The sequence below is a fragment of the Bacillus daqingensis genome (assembly GCF_042654445.1).
GTDB classification, from domain to species: Bacteria; Bacillota; Bacilli; order Bacillales; family Salisediminibacteriaceae; genus Alkalicoccus; species Alkalicoccus luteus.
In genome coordinates this window covers 45,005-66,300 of record NZ_JBHSGK010000001.1, presented here as the reverse complement: position 1 = coordinate 66,300, position 21,296 = coordinate 45,005, and the positions used below count along the sequence as shown (strand labels likewise).

Here is a 21,296-nt window from a genome sequence, read left to right as displayed (position 1 = left end):
GGGGTATGAATGCGTAACGTACATGAGTTCGAAGCAGAAACAGTGGAAAAAGCGATTGCCAAGGCAGAAAAAACGCTGCATACACCAGCAAATGCTCTACACATCGACATTATCAGCCATGGGGAGAATCTGTTTTTTGGTCTGAGAAAATCAAAGGCTAAAATACGCGCATGGACGGAGGAGCCGCTAGAAGAAAGCTGGCTGGACACGCTGGATTCCTACCTCGATGAGCCGCTTGATGCCAGCAGAGATGAAAACTTATCCAGGAGACTGGAGGGGACCGCCTGGATGAAAGATGGCGTTCTCTATTTTGAAGGAAACGGACCCAAACGTCCTGTTCTTCACCTGCCGGATGAAGTGACCGCTTCTAAAAATGGCAGACAAACTGGTAGAACCACTCCGCTAACTGAGGGAGATATACTGGAGTTTTCGATCAACGTCCCGCCTCGTGAAACCACCTGGTCTGTTTCTATTGATAAAAAACAGCAGCTCGTTACGCTGAATGTAAAGCCTGGAGCGTACTATACTGCTGCAATCAATGATCATCCGCCCGCCGAACATCTGTATGTCAGTATTTCCAAAGAGGAAACACCGTTAAATCAGCTGACAGAAACAAACGTCATAGAGCAGCTGGAACGGATGGATATTACCTACGGTATTCAAACGGATGTGATTCGGGAAGCATGTGCGTCTATTCAAGAGACCACTGTCCAAATAGCGGCAGGAAAGCTGCCGAAGCACGGAAAAGACGGCCGGATTGACTTTAAGATCAATTTGCAGACAGAACAGAAAATGTACCGGGAGAAGCCGGACGGAACGATTGATTTTAGGGATTCGATTCGGATTCCGGCCGTTGAAGAAGGAGTCGTTTTAGGATCGATCATTGATCCAACAGCCGGCGAAGATGGCCTCAGCCTGTTTGGAGATGTGCTTCAAGCTAAAGCAGGCAGGCCGATCGCGGTTCAGGCAGGAGCGGGTATTGAACTCGATGAAGAAACGAAAACGATTACGGCTTCTATTGCCGGGCGTCCTCTTTTAAAGAAGCAGGGACAGCACGTGCGGTTATCCATTCTGCCGAAGCTCGTTCATGATGGGAACCTGCAGCTTGGAGACGGAAACATCCGCTTTACAGGGGATGTTGAAGTGATTGGGTCTGTCGAGGACGGCATGAAGGTGGAAGCAGCAGGAGATGTATGGATTCACGCTCACAGCGAGCAGTCGTCCTTACACGCTGCAGGCTCCATTACCGTTAACGGCAGCGTGCTGCATTCAACTCTTACAGCAGGGACGAGCAAAACAGCTCATGTAAAAACAATCAAGCTGCTGAAAACATTTTTGCATACCTACCCGTCTTTTTTACGAGTCTTTTATCAGGTCGTTGACTCCCCTGCTTTTCAGGCCTCTTATGAAAAGCAGCGCGGCCGCGGTCCGCTGATCCGGGCTTTGCAGGAAAAAAAGTACCCTCGGCTTCGCAGCGATACCGAGCAGCTTGTCGACCATTTGCTTCATTCCGGCTTATTTGAAGAACAGTGGCGTAATGTTGGCGAGCAGCTCCAAACTGCCCTGCTCACGTTTCACCGTGCACATGAAGCAGAGGATCAGCTCTTTCGTGATTTGCAGCAGAAGGCATTCCAGCTGCATGATCTGCTGGAGAGCCCTTCTGTCAGCAGATCTAGAATTGCTATTCGCTATGCCTCTCACAGCAAGCTCATTTCAGCTGGCGAAATTGACGTTCTCGGGAAAGGTGTCCTGCACTCCTATATGGAAGCAGACGGCGTGATCACGATCCATCAGCGTGCCGTTGGCGGCACGTTAAAGGCAGGACGTGGAATATCGGTTCGGGAGGCCGGTTCTCCTGGCGGAGCCAGAACACTTTTGGAAACGGATGAAACGGGTATCATTTCTATTGACCATTGCCATCCTGATGTGGTGCTGACGATCGGACGGGAGCGAAAGCTGATTGAGTCTGAAACGAAGCAGATCCGAGCTTCGCTGGATGATGACGGAAGGCTCCAGCTGTTTCAGTCTTCAAGCAGTTCAGCCAGTTCTTCTGCAACAACGTCTGCAAAGAACTGATTCCCCCGGAGCTGAAATAAAAACACGGCTTTCTCATAGTAACGCTTTGTCTCCTCTTTGCTGAAGCGGCCGGATTCCCGGCCGCTTTGTCCGTACTGAAAATACAGCTCACCCAGCATGTACATCGAATCCTCCCGCAGGCACAGGTGTATTCCTCTACCCGCTAGTTCGAGAGATTCTTTCCACTTTTCCTGCTCAAACTGATTTTTGCTGTAATTATAGTAGAGGCGGACGAGCAGCGAGTTATCGGACAGATATGGATGTCTCCTTGCAGCATGGAGCAGTCGGCGGTACTCGTTCTCGGCCTGAACCTGTCTGTCTGCCATACTAAAAACAATTGCTTTACTGAGCATGATATCGAGGTCCTGTACCGTCGGATTTTTCCTGGTAGCCGGAGACAGCTCCGCAGCCTCATCCAAGTATTTCACTGCTTCGGACACATTCTCCCTGACGTGATAAAGACAAATGCCTTTACGCCAGAGAAGATACTGCCGAAATGTTCCTTTTTGAAATTCTGGATGGTGTTCTTCTGCCTCGACCGTCATCAGCACAGCTTTATAGTCTGTTCGATCCATACTCTGAGCGATCGATCTCATAACGGTATACATATAGTTCACTTTGGATACATCTGCAGACGCGTCAAACAAATACTGAATATCGACCCCCATTCTCTCCGCAAGCTCTGCTGTTAAGTCTGCGGAAGGATGGACAAGGCCCTGCTCCAGCTTGCTGATGTAACTCTGCGTGCAGAGTCCGCTGCAGAGCTCTTTTTGAGAGACACCGAAAAACGTTCTCAGCTCCTTTAGTTTTTTGCCTATTTCTGCCTGCTGCAATCCCATCATCTCCCAGTAACTATTCGTATATGAATACATTTTACCGTTTTTCACTGATAAAAAACCATATTCAGTCGTTTTCCGGCTGAAAATCAGCGAGACGCCGCCTTGATCGATGTTGAAAATCAGCTATAATCAGATCAATTCAACTTGAATGGGAGGGCTCTTTATGAAATTGTTGATGTTCATGATGACTGCCGCCGCGTTACTGCTGATTGTTGGACCTGAGGCTGTTGATGTGTTTGAACCGCTCGGTAAAGGACTCCCTTATAAGCACGGATGAGCTTAGATATCGAGCCCCGCTCCTTTCTTCTGCTCTATCATTTTATTCGCTAAAAAGCTGCCCGGAAGTTTATCCGGGCAGCTTCAGGCTGTTGATAAAGTCAATTTGTTTACATGTTTATTCGATTGATTGACTTTCCCCTCTGTTTACCGAGCCTGCCGTGGGCTTGCCTTCAGCTATTTCTCAGGATAAACCTCTGAGAAAGGATCTTCAGGCTGCGCTAATTCCACAGGCGTCCCCGCCGGACACAAAGGGGAAATGAATTTGTTTGATGGAGAAAAACGTTCCAATCGCTGGACGCTGCGTTTTTTTGGTGGATACGTTGACGTTCATCCCGATTCGACATCGAAGCGCTGCCTAACGAAAGGTTCCCTTTAGATGGAACAAGCTCGTGTGACTCATCACCAGGGTTTTAACCGGACAGCCAGCTGCTAAATCGGAGGAAACTCGACTCCGGGAGGATCAGAACGAGGCGAAGATCCAGCGCTTCTGACGAAAGGAAGAAGCGGTTAGCTGAGGCCGTTCCCTCCGGAAAGCGAGGGTCCGCAGATGCAGGCAGATGCAAAGTCATTCACCTGAAATGACTTTATCAACACTCTGAAAGCTGCCCGGAAGTTTATTCCGGGCAGCTTTTTCATGCTTATATTAGAAGCTGGACGCTGCTTCTTTTGTTTTTTCCAGACCGGCTTCAATAATCTCTCCGGCCTTATCGGGAAATTGATTGTGTCCTTCAATGACGATACTGGTGCGGTCTTCAATACCGAAGAACGTCATAATGGTTTCCACGTAAGTTACAGCCATTTCCATTGACGCTGCTGCGCCTTCAGAATATACGCCGCCCCTTGCGTTCAACAGTACGACCCGCTTATCTGACAGAAGCCCCTGCGGCCCGTTCTCCGTATACTGGAACGTTGTGCCTGCCTGGCAGAGGTAGTCAAAGTACGTGTGCAGGACAGCCGGCACAGCAAAATTCCAAAGCGGAAACGCAATGACAATTTTGTCAGCTTTTAAAAACTGATCCAAGTATCCTTTAACGAGCTCTGCTGCTTCCTGCTCCTCAGCTGTCAGCTCCAGACCTTTCGCTGTTTTGAACATACCGTGAATTTTGTCCGCATCATAGTACGGGAGATTTTCTTCGAAAAGATCAAGCTCCTGAATCTGATCTTCAGGGTTTTCACTCATGTACTTTTCTTTAAAGGTATTGTACATCTGCAGACTAACCGCCTGATCATCCGGACGGGAGTTTGCTTTAATAAATAACACGTCAGCCATCTGTATCTTCCTCCTGCATTCATGAAAATTGTCACTTTTATATAAGTGCTAACAAAAATTTAGTTTAATTATTTTTGTACACAAAATCAAGCTTAGCTCCTTATGCTTTTCAAATTGGTTGATAAGACCTACAATAGAGACAGCATCCGGGAATCCGGAGAGAGATTTAGCAGAGGGGGAGATTATGGATAAGCGGCAGAAGCAGAGTCTAATTTTACTGATCAGCGGTATTGCCGCAGCAGGCGTGTTTTTATATGTGCTATTTTCAGAGCCTGCAGAAACACCGCAGAACGAGAACAGCGAGGATAACGAGCGATCGTTCGGGGAGCTCGATCCCGATCTGGACAGGGCAGCCGCAGCTGCTGAAGCGTTAATTGGGACACCGTTTGAATCCGATGGTACTGACCCGGAGAGCGGTCTGAACAGCTCGGGACTGATTCAGTATGTATTTGAAGAAGAAACGGGCATTCGCATGCCCCGTCTGGCAGCTCATCAACAGGACCTGGGAGAGGCCGTTCCGCTTGAGGAAGCACAGCGCGGAGACCTTGTCTTTTTTGAAGCGGATACGCTGATGGCCGGGATGTATACCGGCGGTGAACAGGCCGTGGTTGTGTCGACAAGTGACGGGGCCGTTGAAGTTGATGTCACAGAAGGATTTTGGGGCGATCATTTTACGGAAGCACGGCGCTTGTCAGAACATGAAAAAGAGGCGCTTCACCCCTCTTCCTATACAGACCATGAACACCCTGCGGTTAGAGAATCGATGCAGTATCTCGATACCCCTTACGAATTCGGCGGCAGTACGCTTGAAGCGTTCGACTGTTCCTTTTTCGTTCAGGAAGTGTACCGCGAAGCCGGGGACGTCTATCTTCCAAGGGTAACGATCGATCAGGTACAGACTGGTCAGGAGATTCAGCCCGACGAAACCAGACCAGGAGACGTACTTTACTTTTCAGATGTTGACGTAGAAGATAGTCTTCGCGAAGAAGGAGAAGTTACGCACGCCGGTATTTATCTCGGTGACGGCTTCATGATCCATGCCAGCCGGACCGAAAACAAAACGCAGATCAGCCGCCTGAACGATTACTGGGAGGATGCCTACACGGAGACACGCCGCTTTGATGACATGGCCGTCGAGAGTGACCTTCTCCGCACTGCCGCTGATTACTTGAACGTACCGTTTGAAACAGGCGGCAGCTCACCGGAAGACGGTTTTAATACAAGCGGATTCGTCCGCCATGTATTCGATGAAGCAAGGGACCTTTCCCTTCCGGATCGAGCTGCATCCATGTGGGAAACCGGCTCCGAGGTAAGTCGGGACGCACTTGAACCTGAGGACGTGATTTTCTTTGAAGGAAGCAGCTCGCTGCTTCCAGGAATTTATATCGGCAATGATTTATTTTTCATAGCGAGTGAATCATCCGGTGTCACAATCCGTCACCTAGAGTACAGCGATTTCTTTGCGGACCGATTTGAAGGTGCACGGCGTATGCAATAACCTTCATCGATCCGCAAACAACCGCACAGGAGCAGGGGCCATTACCCTTGCTCCTGTGTTTTTTCGTGCATGCAAGGATAGTTGCTTGGTTTCTTAACAGGAATACTGACATTGAGCCTGTGATCAGCAGCCGATATTGAAGGATCTCATAAGCTGGCCAGCCGCACACCCTTTACAAATCGTAATAATTACGATATCATACAAAACGTAATGATTACTATTTATATGAAGGGTGTGTCCGCATAGATGGCAAAGAAGTCGAAGATCGCAAAAGAAAAAAAGAGAATCGAAATGGTGGAACGCTATGCAGCGCTTCGCCGAGAGTTGAAAGAAAAAGGTGACTATGCAGCGCTGGCAAAGCTGCCCCGTGATTCAAATCCTATCCGCCTGACACGTCGGTGTGAACTGACGGGCCGTCCGCACGGCGTGCTGCGGAAGTTCCGGCTGTCGAGAATTGCTTTTCGTGAGCTCGCACATAAGGGCCAGATCCCCGGCGTCAAAAAGGCAAGCTGGTAAAGCCGGCCGACAGGGTGTCCGAACCAATTCAAGAAAGGCTTTCTGGCTTTTCTTTGTAGACGTGAAGGTCAGCAAGTCCTTGATAACGGATCAAACCCGCTGCGTTTGACTCACGCAGCGGGTTTTTTATTTATTACGAGCATGTGCACTCATCGAATCCTCTGCAGAACGAATCCGGATGAATCAGTCATTTAAACATGGGCCTCTTCCGTCCAGAAACTCATTTTCCTGATTCAGCTTATGAAGCCTTAAAAAAGGGTAGAGTAGCTGTAATACAATGGAAAATGAGGTGTGGGAGTATGCGCTACCGGATTGTGCACGAAAATAAATTTTTCTATGAAACCGATGTTGACCAAAGCCTGAACTACATGCGCTTGAAACCACGGACAGACGAATGCCAGCGGCTTTTGCACTATCAGCTTGAGATCGAGCCTGCCTCCATGACGCGGGAGAGCGTCGATATTTGGGGAAACAACGTCGAAACTTTTTTCATCCCTGAAAAGCACCGGGAGCTTCACGTAACGACGACGTCTGAGGTCAGCATTCAAAAAACACCGTTTATTCAATCGGTCCCCTATAAGAAAGAAATGCAGGAAATTTTCCATTCTCCATTATTTAAAAAGCACTACCTTGCCTTTCTAAAGTCTACACCCTACACCTTTTTAGGTGATGCTCAGGTAGAGGAGATGCAGCAGCTGCTCGGACCTGTGGAAAACCCGGCGGAATATGCTGTGAAGGTCATGAACTTTATTAACGGCGATTTCGATTACAACACGGAAACGACCGATGTTTCTACGACCGCTTCAGATTCGCTCCAGCAGAGAAGCGGTGTCTGTCAGGATTATACCCACGTTATGCTCGGTCTGCTGCGCAGCAGCGGGATACCGGCTCGGTATGTCAGCGGATATTTATATATTGGAGAAGAGTCTGCCATGATCGGGGACGCCGCCAGCCATGCCTGGGTGGAAGTGATGATCCCCGGGGTTGGATGGTGCGGACTTGACCCGACAAATAATGTTGAAGCGCTCGAAAATCACGTCATTATCAGTACCGGCAGAGACTATGCAGATCTGAGTCCATTTGAAGGCGTTTACCGCGGCGGCGGTCAGACGATGGAAGTGAACGTCAGCTGCACCCTGCTGGAAGATTACTGATCTGGCGTAAACGTGCATCACCATCAAGAAGAGCCGATGCTCCCCCACAGCGGGACAGCATCGGCTCTTTGTTTGATGCTTGCTGACTCGTTTTAGCTTCTTCTGCCTTTTTTCATAAAATCCATTGCGTCCTTGATTTCTTTTAAATAATCAGAGGCAAGCTCGTATTGAGCCGTGACGACGCTTACGAATAAAATGTCGATCATGTGCAGCTGTGCCAGCCTGGACGATGTTGCCCCGCTCCGGAATGGCGCAGGCACCTCTCTCGTCGCTGAGATGAAAAGCGGAATATCCGCTCTGTCTGCAATTGCTGAATGCCCGTAGCGGGTGAGGCTGATCGTAACAGCTCCACGCTGCTCTGCCAGCTGCAAAATTTTCAGCGTTTCGTACGTTTCCCCTGAAAAGGAAATACAAAAGACAACATCCTGTTCACTCACGTTGGCAATGTACATCGCTGCATTATGGATATCGGTAAAGCACGACACCGCCTTATTCATCCGCAAAAACTTCTGTTGAGCGTCCTGGGCGATAATGCCTGAAGCTCCGACACCGAAAAAATGAATCCGTTCGGCATGCTGGAGTGCCTTTACGGCTCGTTCAAGCTCGCCGTAATTCACTAGTTCAGCTGTTTCCTGGAGCGCCTGGACACCGTTATTCGTCAGCTTATTGACGATCGCTTCCTGATTTTCGCCGGGCTCGATGTTGCTGTAGGAAACCTGCTGCCCTTTTTGCAAATCACCGGACACGCGCAGCTTCAGATCGGGAAAGCCTTTTAATCCAAGTGACTTGCAGAGCCGGATGACAGCTGCACTGCTCGTACCGCTCACTTCCCCCAGCCGGGTCGCTGTCAGCTGGATCGCATCATTAGGATGTTCGATAATGTATTCTGCTACCTTTTTCTCTGAGCCCGGAAGCTTGTGCTTCATTTCATTCAGCATCACAAGTCCACCGGAAAATGCTTTGTGACTGACGTTCACAGCCGTACCTCCTTCTATATGCTTTCCAGCGCTAGCCTTTGATTGCTCCTTCTGTCATGCCTTTTGAGATCCTTCGCTGGAAAATGGCATAGAGAATAATGATTGGAATAATCGCGATCGTCAAGCTTGCAAACAAGGTGCCCCACGCATTGGTGTAGGAAGCCTCCCTGCTAATGAAATCGATTGCAAGTCCCAGTGTATAGTTTTCCCTCGACTGCAAAAAGATAAGCGCCATAAAATATTCATTCCAAAATTGAATCGCATTCATAATTGTAACCGTAATAATGCCGGACATGGAAAGCGGCGTAATGATTTTCCATAAAATCCGGTATGGGCTCATGCCGTCCATCGCAGCGGATTCTTCCAGCTCCTTTGGGATCGAGCCCATAAAGGTCGTTAATACGAAAATGCTGAACGGCAGCTGGGAGACGGCATATACGATAGAAAGACCGAACAAATTATCCAGCATACCGAAGTTCATCAGCAGGAAGAACAAAGGAATCCACCCCAGCACCATCGGAATCATCATCGCTGAAATGTACAAATTAAACAGCACGGTGCTTCCCTTGAATTCCATTCTCTCCAACGCGTAAGACGTCGGCACTGCCAGGGCTAAAGCCAGCAGGGAGCCGAGCACCGTTACGAGCAGACTGTTGAATACCCCAAGATCGATATTGTAATTGTTCCATGCATCAATAAAATTTTGAAATCCAAATGATTCGGGCAGTCCCCACGGATTTGCATATATCTCTGCATTCGTTTTGAACGAACCGAGCATCATCCAGAAAATCGGATACAACACGGCGAGCGACCACAGCACCAACGGAATCCGCAGGCCGAATCGCTTCAATATATGTCCTTTCTTTTTATCCTCCATTGCTGTTCCTCCTCTGCATATCGCTCATGCTAATACTGCACTTTCTCCCGCTTCAGCAGTCTGGCGAGCACCAGCACTGTCACCAATGAAATGACCAGAATCATGACGCCGATCGTCGCTCCATAGCCGAAATTGTACTGCTCGAAGGCCTGCTGATACAGGTAGGAGCCCATGACGTGGGTCGAATTGTTCGGACCGCCACCGGTCATGATCTGCACGATGATAAACGAGCCGTTCAGCGTCGTGATAACGATATAGAGAATGGAAACCTTGATTTGCGGCCAGAGCAGCGGTACGGTTACCTTCCAGAACTGCTGCCATTCTGTCGCTCCGTCAAGCTCTGCTGCTTCATAATAGCTCTTGGAGATCGTCGCAATGCCCCCCATCAACATCAGCATGAACAAGCCGATCCCGGCCCAGATGGATGGCAGCACAAGAGAGGGGAGCGCCCACGTTTCGCTTCCAAGCCACGGGCGTGTTAAATTTTCCAGTCCTACTGCCTCCAAAGCAGAGTTCACCAGGCCGAGATTCGGATTGTAAATGAACGTCCATAAAATCCCGATAACAACAACCGACATGATATTCGGGAAGAAAAAAATAATCCGGTAAAACGGTGCTTCCTTCAGCTTCATCTGCATGATCGCCACTGCGAAATACATTGCCAATACCATGATTCCGAGCACCTTCGTTACCACAAGAAAATAATCATGGAGGATGGTCCGCGGAATGATGCCATCGTTGAAGAGTCGGATATAGTTATCAATTCCTACAAATTCCCGGTTTGCTGCTGCTCCGGACCAGCTGAAAAAGGAAAAATAAAGTCCGCTGATCATTGGATAAAGCGTAAAAACAGCAAATAAAAGAAATGTCGGTACGAGACAGAATGCCAGAAATAAGTATTTTTGTTTTTTCGTCGTTACCAATGCTATCCCTTCTCTCCCGTTCAAACTTTGCGCGCTGCTTAGCCTCCGCGCTTTTATAAAAGTGGCTGTCCCGCCTGTATTCCGGGACAGCCGATTTGTGTTACAAGGTGCTAAAGAGGACCGTCTGCATCAGACTCTTTTATTCGCCTCTGTAGTCTGCTGTAGCAGCCTCTGCAGCCTCAATGAATTCATCCACTGTGCTGTTGCCAAGCATCAGAGCCGTCAGTGCATCCCCAATCGGCGTTTCCAAATCCGCGCTCATCGGATGCGGACGGTGGTAAATCTGCACCTGCTCTTCGTCATTGATCATCGCATTTGCCTCAATCAGATAATCCGGCACTTCTTCATTTTCGGATAGATCGACGCCTTCCAGGTTCATGATGGCACCTGTATGCTCAGAGAAGAGCGTAGCGTACTCCTGAGTGAAGACAAATTCTACAAATGCTTTCGCAGCATCCGGATTGTCTGCATTTTCAGCTACAGCAAGCGGTCGAAGGTCTGGAACAATCGCATAAGGTTCTCCTTCGTCCTGCATCGGTGACGGAATAAAGCCAAATTCAAAGTCATCCGGCACATCGCCGGCCATTTCATTCGGCAGCCAGAATCCAACCGGGATAAACGCGTTATCTCCGAGCAGGAAGTTCATCTGCGACTGCGTATGGTTTAATGCGCCAAATCCGTCATCAATGTATCCAGCTTCCTGCATCTCAGCTACCTTTTCCATTTGGGCAACGACCTCGTCCCGCTCCCAGACGCCCTCTTCACCGGTTACGATATCCGCCAGAAGCTCATCCCCTCCAGCTGCACCGAATGCAGGTGTGAGCACACCGCGCAGGAAGTAGTAAGGGTGCTGTCCTGTCGTTACGAATGGTTGAATATCTTCATTGCTTTGAATATCCCCCATTGTATCCATGTAGCTAGGGAAATCTTCAGGAACGTCATACCCTTCTGCTTCAAACTGGGCGGCGTTATACCAAGTGCCCCACGTATCAAACACAAGCGGCAGGCTGTAGATTTGTCCGTCATATGTGGCCGGATCTACGATAAAGCTGTCAGAAAGCATGTTGCCGTCTGCTGTCTCCACCTCTTCAAGCCAGTCAGTTAAGTCCATCAGCTGTCCATCTTCCACCATCTGAGTTTCACTGGATCCAGCTCCGTCTATATACACAACATCAGGCGGATCGTCGGACACCCAGCGTGATCTCATTTCATCATTAACGTTCGGTCCCGCATGTTCAATGATTTCCACGTCCGGATACTCTTCCTGAAAATCTGCAATGACTTCCTTCCACCACGAGTCGCCGTAGCCTCCGACAAAATACTGAATCTCAAGCTCGCCTGAGATGTCGCCATCTCCGCTTTCTCCGTTGTCAGCTGCGGCGTTGCTGTTATTATTGTTCTCCTCTGCTTCTGCCCCATTGCCGTTGTTTTCTTCTTCTCCGCCGCATGCTGCCAAGAGTCCGATCATAAGACCAGTGGAGCATGCTGCTGTCAGCGAACGCTTCATTGATTTTTTCACTTTTTCTTCCCCCTTCAGAAAGTTAGTGTATGATGAAACGCCGAATAAATCCGGCCGGATCAACCTTGTTTCCCTGCTTGTGCCTGACTGGCTGCTTGTTTAACACATCCATTTGAGTTCTCGATTGCTTCTAAAGCTTCGTCGACTCCGACACCTGCTTTGATCATCACAATCGCGGGCTTCACCTTCCATGAAGCTTTCTCTAGCACGTCATGTGCTTCTGTAACCGACAGGCCTGTTAAATCACTGACAATCTGCTTTGCTCGTTCGCGAAGCTTGTAGTTACTCGCATGCACGTCCACCATCAGATTTTCGTGTACTTTACCGAGCTTCACCATGACGCTCGTGCTGATCATGTTCAGCACCATTTTATGAGCCGAGCCCGCTTTCAAGCGTGTGGATCCGGTCAGCACTTCCGGGCCTGTAATAACTTCTATGGCCACATCTGCATAAGCGCTTATTTCCGACTGCGGATTACACGAAAGGGAAATAGCTGCTGCCCCAATCTCTCTGGCATAGGTGACCGCTCCGATCGGGTACGGGGTCCGGCCGCTTGCTGTGATGCCAATAACCGCATCTGTTGCGCGCAGCATTCTTCCCTGCAGATCACGTTTTCCCTGCACACCGTCATCTTCTGAATTTTCTTTGGCCTGTTCGACTGCACCATCTCCGCCAGCCATGACGGTCTGCACCATCTCCGGATCTGTCATGAACGTAGGCGGGCATTCAGAGGAATCCATATAGCCAAGCCTGCCGGATGTGCCTGCACCGACGTAAAAGAGCCGCCCCCCTCGTTCCAGTTTTTCCACTATTCGTTCGATTGCCTGTTCGACGGCAGGTAAAGCTTCTGCTACAGCATCGGCTACTTTTTTGTCTTCCTGGTTCATTGTTTTCAGCATATCGGCTGTGCTCATATCACTCAGCCGCATACTCGCTGGATTACGCTGTTCTGTCAAAAGCGCTGACAGCTCTTTTCCCATTGATATCACCTGACTTTTCCTGTGTCATAAATACGTCTGGCTGCGAGTTGCAGCGCCCCTTCAAGCGGGTCTGCCGCAGATTCTGCCCACGTGCCCAGTCCGTCTGCCTTCAGCAGATGGCGGAACTGCTTTTGAAATCCTGGCGCCTGCTTAATCAGAGACCCTTCAGCTGCCACCGGAACATGAGGCGAAAACGTACCTGCCTGGTCATGCAAGCTGCGGACATGAAGGCAAAGTTCTTCAACAGCCTGATGCACAATGCCTGCAGCAGCCTCATCCCCACCCTCTGCCGCTTCCATGACGAGCGGTGCAGCAGACGCAATCTCCCTTTTTCCTGCATGCTCATACACGAACGATACGAGATCCTCCGGCTCCTGCAAACCAAAAAACGAGAGCAGTGATGAGGTTAAGCTTGTTGGTGATGCACGTCCGTCAGCTGCCCGGACAACCGCCTGCAGCGCTTCCAGCCCGATACGGTAACCGCCGCCTTCGTCACCGAGCAAGTGCCCCCATCCACCACAGTGAAACAAATCTCCTGTCTTCGTTCTTCCAATAGCGTTTGATCCAGTCCCGGCGATGATAAGAATACCTTCCCCGGGTCCCGGTATCGCCCCCTCCAATGCTGTAACGGAATCGGCATACACATCGATACAGGCAGATGCTGATATGCCAAGCTGTGAGACAGCTTTTCTCAGCTCTGCCTGAGCCCGCAGCTGATCATGCAGGCGCCCGGCTCCTGCAAGTCCGCAGCAGATTCCTGCAACATCGCCTGCTCGAATTGAATGCGCTTTCAATAATGAGGAAAGTAATTCAGTCAGTTCCTCTCGCATCTGCTCAAAGCCGACAGCTCTTGGATTGGATCCATTTCCCTGGATGACTGCTGATTCCCGGTCCAGCCCGCTTGCCGTTACAAAAGCTGCTGCAGCTCTGGAATTCGTTCCGCCTCCATCAACCCCTATCACATACATGCTGGACAGCCTCCTGTTCGTTGAATAAGTAGAGCTTACCGTTAATGAATTATTATGTCAACAATATTTTTAATATTTGTAACTATATTTCATTTATTTTTTTGATTTCTCTGACTTTTTGTATTTATCTGCTTGTAATGTTAGTTTGGGCCTGCAGCTTATTCTGCAGCTGCTGATCTTACAAGGTTTGCAAGCTGCTAATTCGGCTCTTTAGAAGCAGGACGTTTTCCCACGCATTTCCAATCAAATTTGATATGATAAAGAAAACAAGTATTTGAGAAGCACTTTTTTTCACGAAAGAAGGTTTAGTACACTTCTACCTACGGGTAGTAGAATAGTACGTGACTATACGACTATTTTTAGGAATGATGCTTCCAGAAAACGTCGCGCACGTAACAGGAGGGAGATGACACCATGGCCATGAAAGAATCCGAATCTGTTGCTGATGTGATAAAAAGAGATGTAGAAAGGCTGAAAGGCCAGATACGCAGAGAAACGGACAAGCTGGAGCGAAAAAAGGCAGCCGGCCGTAATCATAGAAGCGACTACATGATTATCCGCTCCAGACGGGACATTATTGCAATTGAATCAAAAATTCAAAGCTTGCAGTTCCGGCTTGAACAAAAGCAGACCGATCTCTCAAAAGCTCTCGCTGCCGAGCGGAGCAATTAACCAGTTAACCTTTCTGCATGATTGAAAAAGACCCCGGTCATTCCCATGGGAATGACCGGGGTCTTCTATGTTGCTTTACCTTTTTAGTTATAGACGCAGATTGCAGCAGGTGACTTCTTCAACTGGTGCCCTAATGCAAATACAGTGCCGACACCTGGTTTATGAGGAAGATTTTTCTCTTTTGGAGACGAGCACGAGCAGGAAAACAATACGCAATACCAACAGCGATCCTATGCGAGCACATTGTCTTCACCAAATATAAACGGTAATACGGTGTCAAACCCCCGGTACTCCCAGCGCATGAAGCAATGACAGCACAGCAATGGCAGCTGCAACTCCTCCCAAAAACATCCACACATCCTGCTTTCTCATCTTTCTATCCCCTTCCCTATACCAGCTGTCCTCGTTCTCTTCGCTGCTTGAATATCCATTTCTGCCTATTGTCGTCTGGTTCCTTACATGACTATTTAGGTTTCAGACATCATTACATGCCTTTTTATGGTAACCGTTTTCTTTTTAAGGTACAATATGGTAAATAAAAGAGAAGGAGGTAATGGTATGACTTCTATACCGAAGCAATCCATTACAAATAAGCTGACAGGAGAGCGCATCACGTTTCTCGAAAAAGCTCCGGCTGGTCAGGGCTACGAGAAAATCGAAGTATACCTGCCGCCGGGCGCTTCCGGTCCGCCCGTGCACTATCACGAAAAATTCGAGGAAATGTTTGAAGTCGTGTCTGGCAAGCTGCATATTGAGCGCAGCGGTGAACAGATGGACCTGAGTCCGGACAGCGGACGAATCAGTATTCCCATTAACACACCACATATGTTTAAAAACGCATCTACGTCCAGATCGGTTACGTTTCGCGTAACGCTCACCCCCGCCCACTATTTTCAGGAATCTATGTGCATTTTGTATGGACTGCTGGAGGATGGGCTTTATACGGAAGAAGGCCAGCTTGCTAACCCGCTTCATACTGCTGTCGTTCTTGACATGCAGAACACGATCGTAGAGGGAATGGAGATGCTGGAGGAATGGAAGGAAGAAGCTGAGCAGAAGGGCGTTCGTGAAGAGCTGATAGAAACCTACGTTCATTCATAAAGACGCGTTTATCCTGCTGTCACTGAAAATGCTCCAATTAGAAAGCTCGGCAGTCCTTAACAGGACTGCTGGGCCCAGAATGTTGATGAAGTCATGTTAGGTGGATAACGTTGCATCTGCCTGTATCTGCGGACACTCGCTTTCCGGAGGGAACGGGCTCGGCTCTTCCTTCTGCTGTCGGAAGCGCTGGATCTTCGCCTCGTTCTGATCCTCCAGGAGTCGAGCTCCTTCGATGTCGGCAGCTGGCAGTCTGTTTCACGTACTTGGTTAGGTCTGCACGATCGGCTTCCAAACAGCTAGATCCTTCCCGATGAGACGTTTCGATGTTGAATCGGGGTGACCGTACTTCATCATATTCACGATAAATGAAAAAAAGCAGTCGCGTCTGCCTGTCGTGACGTTGTTCTCCAACAAACAGAGCCGTTTTCCCGATGTGTCCGGCGTGCCCGTGGAAGCCGCGCAGCCTGAAGATGCCGTGCCGTTCAGATCTGCGAACGGCATCCACGCACGAGCGGAGCCGGACTGGCTCTTGAAGGCTTCTTGTAAGAAGCCTGAGTCCGAGTGAAGCCTCATAACCGTTCGATCTTGAACGGCATGAAAAGCGCGAGCGGAGCCGGACCGGCTCTTGAAGGCTTCTTGTGAGAAGCCTGAGTCCAAGTGAAGCCGCGCCATCCTCCCGTGCCTTTCTTCCCTTCATATGGGGGTCGCCCTGAGAAATAGCTGAAGGCCAGCCCACGGCAGGTTAGGTAAGCAGAGGGAAAATACAATCAAACGAATAAATATGTAAGTGGAAAGACTTTCTCAACAGCCTGAGCCCGGCAGTCCTTAACAGGACTGCCGGGCCCATTTCACGTACTGCATTTAAGCAGAGTGGAGCAGCGTCGCAAGTGACGCCTCTCTGATTCGTTTTTCTTCTTCTGATACAAGATCATACTTTTTCAGCAGATGGAACATTTCGTTTAGTGCCGTCTGATGACTGGCTGTTTCCAGATAGCGGACACTTGCTTCATAGAGCTCTATTGGCAGATAGGACTTTTGAGATTCCAGCTTCTGCTGAACATCTTGTAAACTGTGATCGATCGAACAGGTCATGTTACATCCCTCCTTGCAACTGTGGTCATTATACGAAATTCTTTAGACTCCCGCAACAAAAGCTGCAATTGTGTCCAAAAATTGAACTTTTTTCACTCGTTCTATTGTAAATGCTTACATTAGCAGGTATTATAATGAGTGCAATCATACATCCTGCATCGTGATGACGCGGAACAGCGACCCTGTCACCGGTTTCACGAAAATGCAGCTATCTAGTAAAACGCTACGTTGGCCGTTCAGCAGCGCACCTGCTGTCGTTTACCGTTGCCGTTCAGGGAGAAGACTATTCTCCTTGAAAAGGCAGCGGTTTTTTTATTGGCGGCTGATCAAAATCTTGACTACACAAAAGGGAGTGCAGCATGATGAATGGAAAATTAAAGAACCGCTGGCTGATCGCGCTGGCCGCTGTAGGTATTCACATTTCGATCGGCTCTGTCTATGCATGGAGCGTATTCACTAATCCGCTGTCTGAACAATTTGGCTGGAGCCTCAGCGCTATTTCCATGACGTTCAGTATCGCCATTGTTTTTCTCGGACTATCAGCTGCTTTTATGGGGCACTTTGTTGAGAAATACGGACCTCGCATTTCAGGTCTCGTTTCCGCATCCTTTTTCGGTGCCGGCTTGATAGGAGCTGGCTTTGCCGTTCAGGCAGAGTCACTCTATCTGCTTTATTTCACGTACGGAGCGCTCGGCGGCATCGGACTCGGCGTCGGTTATATCACGCCGGTATCCACCCTTGTGAAATGGTTTCCCGACCGGCGCGGCTTAGCGACAGGTCTTGCTATCATGGGCTTTGGTTTCGCTGCCATGATCGCCAGTCCCATTATGGCGTCGCTGATCGACTCTGTCGGCATTGCTTCTACCTTCTTTATTCTTGGTACCGCCTACTTTGTCATTATGTTTGCTTCTTCGCTGTACCTGGAGCGTCCGCCGGAAGGCTATATGAAGGAACTCCAGGCTGAAAAAGCGAAAAGCGGAGGCGATCTTTCCCAGCTTACTGCAAATGAAGCCGTGAAAACAAAACGCTTCTGGTTTCTTTGGATTATGCTGTTCATTAACGTGACCTGCGGGATCGCGATCCTGGCAGTTGCTTCACCGATGGGACAGGAAATTGCCGGACTTTCGGCGGCGGCTGCTGCAACGATGGTTGGAATCATGGGCTTCTTCAACGGGGCCGGACGACTGGCCTGGGCTTCGATTTCCGACTACATCGGACGACCGAACGTGTACACAGCATTTTTCGCCATTCAGATCGCAGCCTTCTTTATGCTTCCGTCGCTGACCCATGCAATCGCCTTCCAGATCGTGCTGTTTTTAATCATGACATGTTACGGCGGCGGCTTTGCTTCAATCCCGGCCTATATTGGAGATATGTTCGGAACGAAGCAGCTCGGCGCGATTCACGGCTACATTTTGACTGCCTGGGCGCTTGCCGGCCTTGCCGGACCAATCATTGCGGCACAGGTGCGGGAGATCACGGAAAGCTATGCAGCAACGCTTTATATCTTCGGCGGCATGTTTGTGATCGCCTTATTCGTCTCTCTCATTATCCGGGTCGACATCCGAAGACTTCGGGAAGCGAAAGCGGATCAGAAGCTCGCAAGTTGACAAGCGCTTCAGATAAGACTACGCTTTCTTTATACATTCACTGCAAAGGATTGGCGCTTGATGGGAAAATATGAAGCAGAATTCAGCAATCTCGTCCGTTCTTTCCGTAAACGGCATATGGGCAAAGGTCCAAGCAGGATTCAAACGACTTTCTGCAAAAACTGGGCGATATGCGAGATGGAAGGCAACCTCTCCCCAGTGGAGAAATTCATTGCCAGCGATCAGGACGGTCGTCAGATGCTGCGTGCAGCTCGAACCGAAATGGTAAAAAACATTTACCGCACACACCGGCCTGTTGAGATGGAAGACTTGCTGGAATGCAACTTCGTCGATTTATTTGTAGACATTGATATTGAACAGGATAAAGGCATGTCGATCTTTATTTTCGATGAGGATCTGGAGAAAAAATTCAGAAACGAAAAAGAAGGTTAGGCACTTGACAGCGTCCCTGTTAAAGACTCAACCACCGATTCCAGCACCCCGTTTTTTCGGGGTGCGGATGCGGTGGTTTTTTTATTACCTTTCAGGAGGAATGATCATGGGAAAGACAAAGCATAACGGACCGATGAAAAAAGCGAAAATGCCGGCACCGGAACATTGGGTGAGTCCTGTTCCCTTCGGCCTCGGCAAAGTAAAGCCGAAGCATATCCGCGACTCGTTTAAAACAATGTGGGAAAACAAGGACAACTTAAATTACGCTAAAAACATCATCACGAAAGGCGTCTGCGACGGCTGTGCCCTCGGCGTATCCGGACTGTATGATCAGACGCTCACCGGCCCGCACGTCTGCACGACCCGTTTTAACGTGCTGCGCCTGAATACGATGCCGGCAATAGACGAAGATGTCCTGCACTCGGACATTGATGAGCTTCGCAAGTATTCGTCGACCGAGCTGCGCAAGCTTGGCCGCATTCCTTACCCGCTCATCCGACGTCCCGGAGAACGCTCCTTCTCCCGCATCAGCTGGGATGACGCGATGGATCAGATTGCTGCCAAAATGAAGAAGCTTGATCCGAAGCAGTATGCGTTTTATATGACGTCCCGCGGCATCACCAATGAATCGTATTATGTCGGCGGAAAAGTGGCCCGTTTTCTCGGGACGAACAACGTTGATAATGCATCACGCATCTGTCATTCACCGAGTAAAACGGCACTGAAGCGCTCGATCGGTGTCGGCGCATCTACATCTAACTATCAGGACTGGATCGGTACCGATGTCCTGCTTTTCTGGGGAAGCGTGGCGTCCAATTCATCACCTGTTTCTACGAAGTACATGCTAGAGGCAAAGAAAAAAGGCACGAAAATTATTGTCATTAATCCGTATAAAGAGCCTTCGATGGATAAATACTGGGTGCCGTCTGTTCCCGAGTCTGCTATTTTTGGTACGAAAGTGGCGGACGATTTCTATCAGGTAAACATCGGAGGCGATATCGCCTTCATGCACGGTATTATGAAGCACTGGTTTGATATGGAGGAAGAGGCGCACGGGTCTGCGATTAACCATGCATTCGTTGATGAACATGTGAATGATTATGAGCAGTTAAAACAGCACGTCGTTGCGCAATCATGGGATGAAATTATATCCTCTTCCGGCGTTAGTAAAGAACGGATCATCGAGCTTTCCGAGCTGCTCGCCAACAGTAAAAATGCCGTGTTTGCCTGGGCGCTCGGCCTCACAATGCACACCTTTGCGACCGATAACATTTCACAGGTCGCGAACCTGGCACTGCTGCGAGGCTTTCTCGGCAGAAAGCACGCAGGCCTGATGCCATTCCGCGGTCACTCCTCTGTTCAGGGGAGCGGTGAAATGGGCGCCGATCCGTTTGTCCTTCCCGGAGGCGACTATAAGGGGGATAACATTCCCCGAATTGAGAAGCTCTGGAACTTCAAGCTGCCGGCGTGGCAGGGTGATATTGTCGGCGTGAGTCTGGAGAACATTATGCTGCCCGAAGACCATGAACGAAAAATAAAGATGTACTATATGTCCGGCGGAAACTTCCTTGAAACGATGCCGGATCCGGATTTTATCGAAGAAGCACTCGCCAATCTGGAGATCCGCGTTCATCAGGACATCATCCTGAATACGTCAACGCTCGTCGATGCAAAGGAAGCGGTCATTGTCCTGCCGGCGAAAACACGCTACGAGCAGGAAGGCGGCGGCACCTCGACGTCAACGGAGCGTATGGTTTATTTCTCTCCTGAAATCGAAGGCAACAAAAATAAAATTGAAGAAGCACGCGCGGAATGGAAGATTTATGTCGATCTCGCCAAACGCGTCAAGCCTGAAACAGCCCACCTTGTGGACTTTAAAACCGGACAGGAAATCCGCGATGAAATCGCTGTGGCGAATCCCGCCTATGAAGGTGTTCAGCATTTGAAGCGTCAAGGAGACGTGTTCCAGTGGGGCGGCGCATGGCTTTGCGAGGATGGCATCTGTCCGACAGAAGACGGCCGCGGAAACCTGATTCCGGTCGATATTCCGGACCTCAATCGCAAGCCAGGCGACTTTTACGTCACTACCCGGCGCGGCAAGCAGTTTAATTCCATGGTATATGGGGAGAAAGACCCGTTCAATCAGGCAGACCGCTATGACGTGCTCATCAGCAGCAACGACGCACGACGTCTCAGCATTCATGAAGGCGAAGCGGTCGTCGTGTATAACCAGCACGGCGTCTTTCAGGGTAAAGCCCGGATCGCCGAAATGGCCGATTCCAATATCGGCGTTCACTTCCCGGAAGGAAACTTCCTGCTGCCAAAAGGCCGCTACGAAAAATTTGCCGGCATACCGGACTACAACATCGCCGTGCAGGTTGAAAAAGCCGATCGCTACAACGCACGAAAAGATACGAAATACTACGAAAAACCGGTGGAAGACTTGGAGATGGCTCCCCCGTCTTAACGAATATGGATTACGTTTAGGAAGCAGAAAGGTTATTCGTTTGGCG

18 protein-coding genes are annotated in these 21,296 nt (G+C 49.4%); 9 read left to right on the top strand and 9 right to left on the bottom strand.

Translation table 11 applies throughout. The features are described from left to right. The first annotated feature begins 9 nt into the window (after positions 1 to 9). A complete protein-coding gene (locus ACFO4L_RS00280) occupies positions 10 to 2,076 on the top strand; it encodes a flagellar assembly protein A (protein WP_377907632.1) in 2,067 nt (688 codons plus the stop codon). Here the strand turns inward: ACFO4L_RS00280 and ACFO4L_RS00275 are convergent. Both ACFO4L_RS00275 and ACFO4L_RS00270 read right to left on the bottom strand, forming a co-directional pair. Beyond that, positions 2,022 to 2,909: a helix-turn-helix domain-containing protein gene (locus ACFO4L_RS00275; protein ID WP_377907631.1), complete on the bottom strand. Its 888-nt coding sequence runs from the start codon at positions 2,907 to 2,909 to the stop codon at positions 2,022 to 2,024. The two genes, ACFO4L_RS00280 and ACFO4L_RS00275, sit on opposite strands and share 55 nt — an antisense overlap. A gap of 928 nt (positions 2,910 to 3,837) precedes the next feature. After that, on the bottom strand, positions 3,838 to 4,464 hold the full coding sequence (locus tag ACFO4L_RS00270; protein ID WP_377907630.1) for an FMN-dependent NADH-azoreductase: 627 nt from the start codon (positions 4,462 to 4,464) through the stop codon (positions 3,838 to 3,840). 184 nt (positions 4,465 to 4,648) lie between these two features. On the opposite strand from ACFO4L_RS00270, the gene ACFO4L_RS00265 reads away from it, so the two are divergent. The 3 genes from ACFO4L_RS00265 to ACFO4L_RS00255 all read left to right on the top strand — a co-directional run bounded on the left by ACFO4L_RS00265 (position 4,649) and on the right by ACFO4L_RS00255 (position 7,632). Next, a complete protein-coding gene (locus tag ACFO4L_RS00265; RefSeq protein ID WP_377907629.1) occupies positions 4,649 to 5,962 on the top strand; it encodes a C40 family peptidase in 1,314 nt (437 codons plus the stop codon). 246 nt (positions 5,963 to 6,208) lie between these two features. Then, positions 6,209 to 6,478, top strand: a complete 270-nt coding sequence (gene rpsN / locus ACFO4L_RS00260; RefSeq protein ID WP_377907628.1) for a 30S ribosomal protein S14 — start codon at positions 6,209 to 6,211, stop codon at positions 6,476 to 6,478. A 299-nt stretch (positions 6,479 to 6,777) separates the two neighbouring features. Next, positions 6,778 to 7,632 (top strand): transglutaminase family protein, encoded by an 855-nt coding sequence (locus ACFO4L_RS00255; protein WP_377907627.1) that lies wholly within the window; start codon positions 6,778 to 6,780, stop codon positions 7,630 to 7,632. Between the two features lie 92 nt (positions 7,633 to 7,724). On the opposite strand, the gene ACFO4L_RS00250 is transcribed toward ACFO4L_RS00255, so the two are convergent. The 6 genes from ACFO4L_RS00250 to ACFO4L_RS00225 all read right to left on the bottom strand — a co-directional run bounded on the left by ACFO4L_RS00250 (position 7,725) and on the right by ACFO4L_RS00225 (position 13,876). Further along, positions 7,725 to 8,609 carry a MurR/RpiR family transcriptional regulator gene (locus ACFO4L_RS00250; RefSeq protein ID WP_465251172.1) on the bottom strand — a complete coding sequence of 295 codons (885 nt, stop codon included), beginning with the start codon at positions 8,607 to 8,609 and terminating at the stop codon, positions 7,725 to 7,727. A 31-nt stretch (positions 8,610 to 8,640) separates the two neighbouring features. After that, positions 8,641 to 9,486: a carbohydrate ABC transporter permease gene (locus ACFO4L_RS00245; RefSeq protein WP_377907625.1), complete on the bottom strand. Its 846-nt coding sequence runs from the start codon at positions 9,484 to 9,486 to the stop codon at positions 8,641 to 8,643. 29 nt (positions 9,487 to 9,515) lie between these two features. Then, positions 9,516 to 10,409: a carbohydrate ABC transporter permease gene (locus ACFO4L_RS00240; RefSeq protein WP_377907624.1), complete on the bottom strand. Its 894-nt coding sequence runs from the start codon at positions 10,407 to 10,409 to the stop codon at positions 9,516 to 9,518. A gap of 139 nt (positions 10,410 to 10,548) precedes the next feature. After that, positions 10,549 to 11,916, bottom strand: a complete 1,368-nt coding sequence (locus ACFO4L_RS00235) for an ABC transporter substrate-binding protein (protein WP_377907767.1) — start codon at positions 11,914 to 11,916, stop codon at positions 10,549 to 10,551. 71 nt (positions 11,917 to 11,987) lie between these two features. After that, entirely contained in the window at positions 11,988 to 12,908 is a 921-nt protein-coding gene (gene murQ, locus ACFO4L_RS00230) for an N-acetylmuramic acid 6-phosphate etherase (protein ID WP_377907623.1), read from the bottom strand. Positions 12,909 to 12,913: 5 nt separating this feature from the next. Next, positions 12,914 to 13,876, bottom strand: coding sequence for an N-acetylglucosamine kinase (locus ACFO4L_RS00225; RefSeq protein WP_377907621.1), 963 nt, complete (start codon positions 13,874 to 13,876; stop codon positions 12,914 to 12,916). Between the two features lie 414 nt (positions 13,877 to 14,290). Here ACFO4L_RS00225 and ACFO4L_RS00220 point away from each other — a divergent pair, with 414 nt between their 5' ends. After that, complete coding sequence (locus ACFO4L_RS00220; RefSeq protein ID WP_377907620.1) at positions 14,291 to 14,548, top strand: hypothetical protein; 258 nt, start codon at positions 14,291 to 14,293, stop codon at positions 14,546 to 14,548. Between the two features lie 558 nt (positions 14,549 to 15,106). Further along, a complete protein-coding gene (locus tag ACFO4L_RS00215; RefSeq protein WP_377907619.1) occupies positions 15,107 to 15,649 on the top strand; it encodes a cupin domain-containing protein in 543 nt (180 codons plus the stop codon). 861 nt (positions 15,650 to 16,510) lie between these two features. Here ACFO4L_RS00215 and ACFO4L_RS00210 read toward each other — a convergent pair. Next, entirely contained in the window at positions 16,511 to 16,741 is a 231-nt protein-coding gene (locus ACFO4L_RS00210) for a hypothetical protein (protein WP_377907618.1), read from the bottom strand. A gap of 362 nt (positions 16,742 to 17,103) precedes the next feature. Between ACFO4L_RS00210 and ACFO4L_RS00205 the strand changes: the two genes are divergently transcribed. From ACFO4L_RS00205 to ACFO4L_RS00195, 3 genes are all read left to right on the top strand, one after another. Then, a complete protein-coding gene (locus ACFO4L_RS00205) occupies positions 17,104 to 18,351 on the top strand; it encodes an L-lactate MFS transporter (RefSeq protein WP_377907617.1) in 1,248 nt (415 codons plus the stop codon). A 60-nt stretch (positions 18,352 to 18,411) separates the two neighbouring features. Then, a complete protein-coding gene (locus ACFO4L_RS00200) occupies positions 18,412 to 18,783 on the top strand; it encodes a Na-translocating system protein MpsC family protein (protein ID WP_168008158.1) in 372 nt (123 codons plus the stop codon). 106 nt (positions 18,784 to 18,889) lie between these two features. After that, positions 18,890 to 21,250 (top strand): FdhF/YdeP family oxidoreductase, encoded by a 2,361-nt coding sequence (locus tag ACFO4L_RS00195; RefSeq protein ID WP_377907616.1) that lies wholly within the window; start codon positions 18,890 to 18,892, stop codon positions 21,248 to 21,250. Positions 21,251 to 21,296: the final 46 nt, after the last annotated feature.

Coding starts and splice junctions, on each gene's coding strand:
- ACFO4L_RS00280 (WP_377907632.1), top strand. CDS start 10: ATGCGTAACGTACATGAGTTCGAAGCAGAAACAGTGGAAAAAGCGATT.
- ACFO4L_RS00270 (WP_377907630.1), bottom strand. CDS start 4,464: ATGGCTGACGTGTTATTTATTAAAGCAAACTCCCGTCCGGATGATCAG.
- ACFO4L_RS00265 (WP_377907629.1), top strand. CDS start 4,649: ATGGATAAGCGGCAGAAGCAGAGTCTAATTTTACTGATCAGCGGTATT.
- rpsN (WP_377907628.1), top strand. CDS start 6,209: ATGGCAAAGAAGTCGAAGATCGCAAAAGAAAAAAAGAGAATCGAAATG.
- ACFO4L_RS00255 (WP_377907627.1), top strand. CDS start 6,778: ATGCGCTACCGGATTGTGCACGAAAATAAATTTTTCTATGAAACCGAT.
- ACFO4L_RS00245 (WP_377907625.1), bottom strand. CDS start 9,486: ATGGAGGATAAAAAGAAAGGACATATATTGAAGCGATTCGGCCTGCGG.
- ACFO4L_RS00235 (WP_377907767.1), bottom strand. CDS start 11,916: ATGAAGCGTTCGCTGACAGCAGCATGCTCCACTGGTCTTATGATCGGA.
- murQ (WP_377907623.1), bottom strand. CDS start 12,908: ATGGGAAAAGAGCTGTCAGCGCTTTTGACAGAACAGCGTAATCCAGCG.
- ACFO4L_RS00225 (WP_377907621.1), bottom strand. CDS start 13,876: ATGTATGTGATAGGGGTTGATGGAGGCGGAACGAATTCCAGAGCTGCA.
- ACFO4L_RS00220 (WP_377907620.1), top strand. CDS start 14,291: ATGGCCATGAAAGAATCCGAATCTGTTGCTGATGTGATAAAAAGAGAT.
- ACFO4L_RS00215 (WP_377907619.1), top strand. CDS start 15,107: ATGACTTCTATACCGAAGCAATCCATTACAAATAAGCTGACAGGAGAG.
- ACFO4L_RS00210 (WP_377907618.1), bottom strand. CDS start 16,741: ATGACCTGTTCGATCGATCACAGTTTACAAGATGTTCAGCAGAAGCTG.
- ACFO4L_RS00205 (WP_377907617.1), top strand. CDS start 17,104: ATGAATGGAAAATTAAAGAACCGCTGGCTGATCGCGCTGGCCGCTGTA.
- ACFO4L_RS00200 (WP_168008158.1), top strand. CDS start 18,412: ATGGGAAAATATGAAGCAGAATTCAGCAATCTCGTCCGTTCTTTCCGT.
- ACFO4L_RS00195 (WP_377907616.1), top strand. CDS start 18,890: ATGGGAAAGACAAAGCATAACGGACCGATGAAAAAAGCGAAAATGCCG.